The organism is Pseudomonas sp. Sample_10, from assembly GCF_004321495.1.
GTDB lineage: Bacteria > Pseudomonadota > Gammaproteobacteria > Pseudomonadales > Pseudomonadaceae > Aquipseudomonas.
The window spans coordinates 1-7818 of record NZ_RCOE01000068.1 but is presented as its reverse complement, the minus strand read 5'-3'; the positions used below and the strand labels follow the sequence as shown (position 1 = coordinate 7818).

Genomic DNA, 7818 nt, shown 5'->3' with positions numbered 1-7818 from the left:
CCAAGTGGGGCGGTGACGTGGTTGAAGGCTGGGCTACCCTGCTGGGCTAAGCCGCCAGCCCCGTCTGCGACAAAAAATAACGCCAGCCAATCGCTGGCGTTTTTTTATGCCTGGAGTTCAGGCTCCGGGTGTTTTCGATTTCAAAGATTCAAACGTGAGCGTAACCCGAGAACATGTTGCTGCCATTCGCCGAGTACCTGTTGCTGAAACGCTGTCGCAGTAACAGCCATTTGGGCTGCGGCCTCGGAGAAACTTTCCAGGGTATTGGGGGCGCCCCACTCAGGGTCCGACAAGCGCTTCTGACAAAATAGTCTCCAGCGCTCTTGCTCTTCAAGATTCAGCGTTTGCGGAAAGTTGCGTGCGCGATATCGAAACAATAATTCAGGCAAACGTTCATCATCGAAAGGCCATTGAGCTTGTGCTAATTGAGCCGGGTCGGCAGAACGTACTTGTTCACATAGACGCCGATCACGGTCACCGATAAAACCATCGTATAACTGTTGTTCAGGGTCCAGGCTGACAGAAAAATCCTCACGGGCATAAATTGCCGCAACTTTATCCAGCCAGACTTGCTGCGCGTCACTTAGTCGCACCGTACGCTGCTGATACAACGGCATATCCAGGCCAAGACGTTGCTGATCTTCATGACGAAGTACCGACAACGGCGCCACTACCGGGCATTTATTGATGTGAATGAGCTTGAGCGGAACCGGCAACTCGCCCTCGGCCAGACCATCGCGGCGGGTATAGAGGCGCTGACGCAACGTGTCAGCATCCAGATCGAGCAAGCCCTGGGGGTCAAGATGCAGGTCGCAGACTATCAGCGCATTCTTGTTGCGTGGATGCCAGGCCAGCGGTAACACCACCCCCACAAAGTTGCGTGCCGCTGAAAAGCGCCCGGAAATGTGTACCATCGGTTGCAACAGGCGAATCTGGTCCAGCACCTTTTGTTTGCTGCGCAACTTGAACAGCCATTCATAGAGCTTCGGCTGTTTTTCCCGGATCAACCGCGCCAAAGCGATCGTCGCGCGTACATCCGACAGCGCTTCGTGGGCATTGCCGTGATCGATGCCGTTGGCGGCGGTCAGACGCTCAAGCTTGAGTGTCACCCGCCCCTCATCGTCTGTTGGCCAAACGATACCGTCGGGACGCAAGGCATATGCTGCGCGCACCACATCGATCAAATCCCAGCGACTGTTGCCGCCCTGCCACTCCCGTGCGTACGGGTCGAAAAAATTGCGGTACAGGCTGTAGCGGGTCATTTCGTCGTCGAAGCGCAAGGTGTTGTACCCGGCTCCACACGTGCCCGGCGCAGCCAACTGGGCGTGCACGCGGGTCATGAAGTCGGCTTCGCTCAACCCCAGCATGGCCAGGTTTCCAGGCGTAATGCCGGTGATCGCGCAGGCTGCCGGGTGCGGCAGGATGTCGTCGCTGGGCTGGCAATAGAGATTGACCGGCTCGTCTATTTCATTGAGATCGAAGTCAGTACGCAGCCCCGCCATTTGAAGGGGGCGGTCGCAACGGGGGTTGATGCCCGTCGTTTCATAGTCGTACCAGAAGATAGAGGTCACAGGCGTTTCCCGAACTGAAGATCGACGAAGTCTAGGCGTTCACGTCCCGCCCCGGCCAGTAATCTTGTGATTCAAACACTCCTGGTTACTCAAACCGCAATACATAGTTATGTCGTTTTCCCCAGTGAGGCTGCTAGCATCGGGGAACGAGACAATCCCGATCAGGCCACATCATCAGGTTGCCCATGCTCGAGACCACAGCACTGCCAAGGAAAGCGACGCTGTCCCCGCCACTGGATACGCGGTATCAAGTTGAAACGCCTGAAGGCATCGACTTGCCTCTGCGACCCGCCGGGCTGATGGTGCGTGCGCTGGCGTTCGCCATCGACCTGGCACTGCGCGGCGTGATCCTCGGCGTGCTGTTCATTGTCCTGGCGATGCTCGGAAAACTCGGCGCCGGCCTGGGCTCGCTGCTGATCTTTGGCGTGAGCTGGTGGTACATGGTGCTGTTCGAGGTCCTTAACCAAGGCCGCTCACCGGGCAAGCAATGGATGGGAGTGCGCGTGGTGCAGGACGATGGCACACCGATTGGCTGGTCCGCGTCGCTGTTGCGCAACTTGCTGCGGTTTGTCGATTTGTTGCCTTTCGGCTACTTCCTCGGGGCAATCAGTTGCCTGCAGCATCCCGGCTTCAAACGCCTCGGCGATGTGGCGGCCGGCACGTTGGTGATCTACCGTGAACAGCCGCTCACCCGTCCCCAGCTACCGCCAGCCCAACCGCGCCGCCCGGCAATAACCCTGAGCCTGAGCGAACAACGCGCCATCCTCGGATTCGCCGAACGCCAGGCCGAACTCTCGCCTGCGAGGGTCAATGAGCTCGCCGCGATCCTGGCGCAACCGTTGCAGGTTCCAGCGCCACAAGCCGTGGCTGAACTCAACGGCATCGCTCGCGGTTTGTTGGGCCCGGCATGAAGCAAAGCCTTTTCGAACATCGGCACATGGCCGAATGGGAGCAGTTTTCCCTCACGCTGCAACGTCTGGAACAGGACAGGAAGGCCGACGGAGTCGGCGATTTCCCGGCTGACTATCGTCGTCTCTGCCAACATCTGGCACTGGCTCGGGAGCGCGGCTACAGCAGTTTCCTGATCGATTCGTTGCAACAACAGGTCCTGCGCGGACACCAACAACTGTATCGCCATCGCAGCCACCTGGGGGCCAATGTACTGGCATTCATCCTCGCCGGATTCCCCCGCCTGGTCCGTGAGCAATGGCGCTTCGTGCTTGCCGCCAGCCTGCTGTTTTTCAGCAGCCTGATCGGCATTGCGCTGCTGGTGTACCTGTTCCCGGACCTGATCTACAACCTGATCCCGGCCGAGCAGGTCAGCGAAATGCAAAACATGTACGACCCCGAAGCCGGTCATCTCGGGCGTTCGGCGGAACGCGCGGCCAGTGAAGACTGGGTGATGTTCGGCTACTACATCATGCATAACATCGGCATCGCCTTTCAGACCTTCGCCAGTGGTTTGCTGTTTGGCCTGGGCAGCGCGTTCTTCCTGCTCTTCAACGGCTTGATGATCGGCGCGGTGGCCGGACATCTGACGCACATCGGCTACGGGCAAACGTTCTGGTCCTTCGTGATTGGCCACGGCGCCTTCGAATTGACCGCCATCGCCCTCGCCGGGGCGGCCGGCCTGCAACTGGGCTGGGCATTGATTGCGCCGGGGCGCCTGCCCCGCTCGGAAGCCTTGCGCCTGGCGGCACGCAAGAGCGTGTTGCTGATTTGCGGGGTGATGCTGTTCCTGCTGATTGCGGCGTTCATCGAGGCTTATTGGTCGTCGATGACGGCAGCAACGCCCATGACCAAATACCTGGTGGGCGCGCTGCTCTGGCTGTCGGTCACGGTTTATCTGCTGTTTGCCGGACGGGTCCGCCATGCGCCTGAGTGACGCCAGTGTGGTGATCCGCCCGCGCCCGACCTGGGAAGCCATGGACCTGGGCGTGCTGTTGAGCCAGCGCCATCGACGTCTGCTGATGATCAGTTGGGCGATCATCACCTTGCCGGTTTTTGCCCTGCTGAGCGGCTTGCTGTGGGAGTCGCCATCCCTTGCCGTGTTCATTTTCTGGTGGCTGAAGCCGGCTTTCGAACGCCTGCCGCTGTACATCCTGTCCAAAGCCATATTTGGCGAAACACCCACCCTCAAACAAGCCCTTTGCCAATGGCCGCGGCTGCTCAAGCCGCAATTGCTGGCCAGCCTGACCTGGCGACGCTTTGGCATGAGCCGCAGCTTTCTGTTACCGGTGGTGCAACTCGAAGGCCTGAGCGCCGAAGCGAGACAGCAGCGCATTCAGGTGCTGTTGCAGCGCGATGCCGGTGCGGCACGGTGGCTGACGCTGATTGGCGTGCATTTGGAAACTGCACTGTGGATCGGCCTGATGGTGCTGTTCTATCTGCTGTTGCCACAGCAGGTCGCACTCGACTGGAGCTGGCAATCGCTGATCGCCGCCGCCACCCAGGACTGGCGCTGGCTGGAGCATCTGACCAATGCCTTCTACGCCCTGGTGCTGGTGGTGTGGGAACCGATCTATGTAGCTTGCGGCTTCAGCCTCTACCTCAACCGCCGTACTGTATTGGAAGCCTGGGATATCGAACTGGTGTTCCGCCGTATGCGCCAGCGCTTGAACGGCGCTGCCATCGCGGTTTTGCTGGCAGTGATCCTGTTGCTCCCGACTGGACACGATGCCTGGGCCGACGCTGCGGTGGCAACGCCTGACAGTCCGCGCTTGCTGGAACAACCGCTGACCAGTCAGGCGTCCCGCGACAGCATCAAGGCGATCCTTGAGCAGCCGCCGTTCAAGAACAAGGAAACGGTGATCCGTTATCGCTTTGGCGACGACATCGACACTGCCGAAACACCGGCTGACAACAACACGCCAGCCTGGTTGAAGGCACTGTTCGGGTTGTTTGACAGTCAGCGTTTCGGCGCACTGGCCACGCTGATCGAAGCCTTGCTGTGGGGCATCGTGGCCGCCGCCATTGGCTTGTTGATCTGGCATTACCGCGACCTGTTGCAGGCGTTTGTCAGCCGCCGTCCGAGCCTTGGCAAAAAAACCACGCGACCGACACCGCAACAGGCCTTCGGCCTGGATCTTGGCCGTGACACCTTGCCCGCCGACGTCGCCACCAGTGCCGAAAACCTCTGGCAGAGCCATCCCCGAGAAGCGCTGGGATTGCTCTACCGCGCCCTCCTCAGCCACCTGCTGCACGATTACGACATCGCGCTGAAAGCTGCCGACACCGAAGGCCAGGTGCTGGAACGCATCGAACAACTGCAACAACCGGCGTTGTTGGCCTTCAGCAAAAAACTGACCGGGCATTGGCAGAACATGGCTTACGGGCATCGCTTGCCCGCCGCGCATTTGCAGGATGAATTGTGTGATGGCTGGCGAGCATTGTTCGGCCCTGGAGCCGCGCATTGAACCGGCGCGGGTGGCTGATCACGTTCGGCATAGTCGTTGCGGTGCTGCTGGTCGCGCTGAGCGTGTACCTGTATTTCAAGGCCACGCCCTATCCGGCAGAAATCGATCATGGTCCATCGCCCGAGGCACAGGCCAATCCTTATCTGGCCGCCGAGCACTTTCTGCGCAAACAAGGCCTGGTCGTCGGCCATGCCAATAGCCTCGACGTTCTGCCGAGCCTGGAGCCGCATCAACACAGCCTGCTGTTACTGGGCGATCGCTACAACATGACGCCACGGCAGATTGATCAATTGATGAACTGGACCCGGGCCGGAGGGCGCCTGTTGTTCGTCGCCCAGTCGCTGTGGGATGAAAAGGCCGGGCAAAGCAATGATTTGTTGCTCGACCGGGTACAACTGCATCAGTCCCTGAGCAAGGACCTCAAGGACCCGCCGCCGGCCGATGGCGAAAAAGATCCTTATCCGCAACTGACCAAGCTCTACCTGGAAAACGAAGACGCCCCGGCGTATGCCGGCTTCGACACGGCCTTCCATCTCGAAGACCCGAAGAATCTCGCCCAGGCCTGGGCCAACAGCGGCAAGGCCACACACATGATGCAACTCAACCACGGGCTCGGCTCGATCATTGTGGTGACCGACGCCGACTTGTGGAAAACCCCGGCGATCGATCAGTACGACAACGCCTGGCTGTTGTGGTACCTGACCGCGGATACCGATGTGACCCTGTTGTTCAACACCGATCACGACAGTTTATGGACCTTGTTGCTGCGTTATTTCCCCCAGGCGCTGGTTGCCTTGCTTGCGCTGATTGCCCTGGGGCTCTGGCATGTCGGTGTGCGCCATGGGCCATTGCAGGAACCGGCACCGAAAGCGCGCCGACAATTGCTCGAGCACCTGCGTGCCAGTGCCGATTTCATGTTGCGACGCAACGGTCAGCAGAGCCTACTGCAAACGCTGCAACAAGACATTCTGCGCCGGGTCCGACGACGCCATCCCGGCTATGACCAACTCGGCGTTGCCGAACAATGGCTGCTGCTCTCACGCCTGACCGGCCAGCCCACACGTGCTATCAGCCAGGCCATGAGCCCACGGAAGAAGCAGCGACTTTCCAGTGCAGAATTCAGCCGCCAGGTCGCCCATCTGCAAACCTTGAGGAACGCGTTATGAGTGAACCGATCGAGCCCGACGCACCCAGCCATGCCGCTCAACAACGACAGCGCGCCAGCCAGTTGGCTCAGGCGATACGCGTCGAACTGCAAAAAGCCGTAATCGGCCAGGACAGCGTTATTGACGATGTGCTCACGGCGCTGATTGCCGGGGGGCACGTGTTGCTCGAAGGCGTGCCGGGGCTAGGCAAGACCTTGCTGGTGCGGGCGCTGGCACGCTGTTTCGGTGGGGAATTCGCGCGTATTCAGTTCACCCCTGACTTGATGCCCAGCGACGTCACCGGCCATGCGGTGTACGACCTTCAGACCGAGCAGTTCAAACTGCGCAAAGGGCCGCTGTTCACCAACCTGCTGCTGGCCGACGAGATCAACCGCGCCCCGGCGAAAACCCAGGCGGCGCTGCTCGAAGCCATGCAGGAACGCCAGGTCACCCTCGAAGGCCGTGCCCTGCCCATCGCGCAACCGTTCATGGTGCTCGCCACGCAAAACCCCATCGAACAGGAAGGCACTTACCCGTTACCGGAAGCCGAGCTGGATCGCTTCATGCTCAAGGTGCGCATGGACTACCCCGACGCCGAACAGGAGTTGAACATGGTGCGTCAGGTCAGCCGTTCGACCCGCGCCGACATGCTCGATGTGCAACCGCTGCGCACGGTGCTGCAAGCCAAGGACGTGCTGGCGCTGCAACGCATCGCCAGCGACTTGCCACTGGACGACCAGGTGCTCGACTACGCCGTCCGCGTGGCCCGCACCAGCCGCAGCTGGCCGGGCCTGACCCTTGGCGCCGGGCCTCGGGCTTCCATCGCGCTGGTGCGCTGCGCCAGGGCGCGGGCCTTGTTGCGCGGCGGCGAATTCGTGATTCCGGATGACATAAAAGGTTGTGCCCTGGCGGTGCTGCGCCATCGCGTGCGCATCGCCCCGGAGCTGGATATCGAGGGTCTGGAGGTCGATCAGGTGTTGCGACAATTACTCGACCAAGTTCCGGCGCCGCGCCTGTGAAACCAAGTCGCCTGCTGTTGCTATGGCTGGGTGTGCTGCTGGCCATCGGCATCGTGCTGGGCGCGTTGCAGGCGCTGGATGTTGCGTTGCCGGCATCTGTGTCGCGAATCAACTGGGGCCTGCTGCTGGCGCTACTGGCCCTGGCGTTGCTCGATGCCATTCGCCTCAAGCGACTGCCCTCCCCACGGATCACACGACAGATGCCCGGCAGCCTGGCACTCGGTCGCTGGAGCGAAGTGCGACTGACGGTCGAACACGACTTCGCCCAACCGCTGGACATACGCCTGTTCGACCACGTGCCGCCAGGCCTGTGCTTCGAAAACCTGCCACTGGCGGTGGCGCTGCAACCCGGCCTGCAAAGTGTTATGGCTTATCGTCTGCGTCCGGTCAGCCGCGGCCACTTCAGTTTCGAACGCTGCGAAGTCAACCTGCCTGGCCCCCTGGGCCTGTGGTCAGACAAACGCCTGCTGAAGCTGACCGATCACACCCGTGTCTATCCCGACTTCGCCCGCCTCTACGGCGGTCAACTGTTGGCGGTGGATAACTGGCTGAGCCAACTCGGCGTGCGCCAGCGACAACGCCGGGGGCTGGGTCTGGAGTTTCATCAGTTGCGCGAATTTCGCGAGGGCGACAGCCTGCGCCAGATCGACTGGAAAGCCACCGCCCG

7 protein-coding genes are annotated in these 7818 nt (G+C 60.8%); 6 read left to right on the top strand and 1 reads right to left on the bottom strand.

Going from position 1 to position 7818, the window contains the following annotated elements:
- Nucleotides 1-140: 140 nt before the first annotated feature.
- The gene (gene sbcB, locus D8U18_RS06960; protein ID WP_131107332.1) at nucleotides 141-1571 is read right to left on the bottom strand and encodes an exodeoxyribonuclease I; all 1431 of its coding nucleotides are present in this window, start codon (nucleotides 1569-1571) and stop codon (nucleotides 141-143) included.
- 185 nt (nucleotides 1572-1756) lie between these two features.
- On the opposite strand from sbcB, the gene D8U18_RS06955 reads away from it, so the two are divergent.
- From D8U18_RS06955 to D8U18_RS06930, 6 genes are all read left to right on the top strand, one after another.
- A complete protein-coding gene (locus D8U18_RS06955; protein ID WP_056852686.1) occupies nucleotides 1757-2482 on the top strand; it encodes an RDD family protein in 726 nt (241 codons plus the stop codon).
- A complete protein-coding gene (locus tag D8U18_RS06950) occupies nucleotides 2479-3456 on the top strand; it encodes a stage II sporulation protein M (RefSeq protein ID WP_131107331.1) in 978 nt (325 codons plus the stop codon). Before D8U18_RS06955 ends, D8U18_RS06950 begins: the two co-directional genes overlap by 4 nt.
- Nucleotides 3443-4987, top strand: coding sequence for a DUF4129 domain-containing protein (locus D8U18_RS06945; protein ID WP_131107330.1), 1545 nt, complete (start codon nucleotides 3443-3445; stop codon nucleotides 4985-4987). Before D8U18_RS06950 ends, D8U18_RS06945 begins: the two co-directional genes overlap by 14 nt.
- The gene (locus D8U18_RS06940; RefSeq protein WP_130905912.1) at nucleotides 4984-6153 is read left to right on the top strand and encodes a DUF4350 domain-containing protein; all 1170 of its coding nucleotides are present in this window, start codon (nucleotides 4984-4986) and stop codon (nucleotides 6151-6153) included. Before D8U18_RS06945 ends, D8U18_RS06940 begins: the two co-directional genes overlap by 4 nt.
- Nucleotides 6150-7151, top strand: a complete 1002-nt coding sequence (locus D8U18_RS06935) for a MoxR family ATPase (RefSeq protein WP_056852689.1) — start codon at nucleotides 6150-6152, stop codon at nucleotides 7149-7151. Before D8U18_RS06940 ends, D8U18_RS06935 begins: the two co-directional genes overlap by 4 nt.
- Nucleotides 7148-7818, top strand: a 671-nt coding sequence (locus D8U18_RS06930; RefSeq protein WP_131107329.1) for a DUF58 domain-containing protein, incomplete at its 3' end; no start/stop codon positions are given. The genes D8U18_RS06935 and D8U18_RS06930, both read left to right, overlap by 4 nt.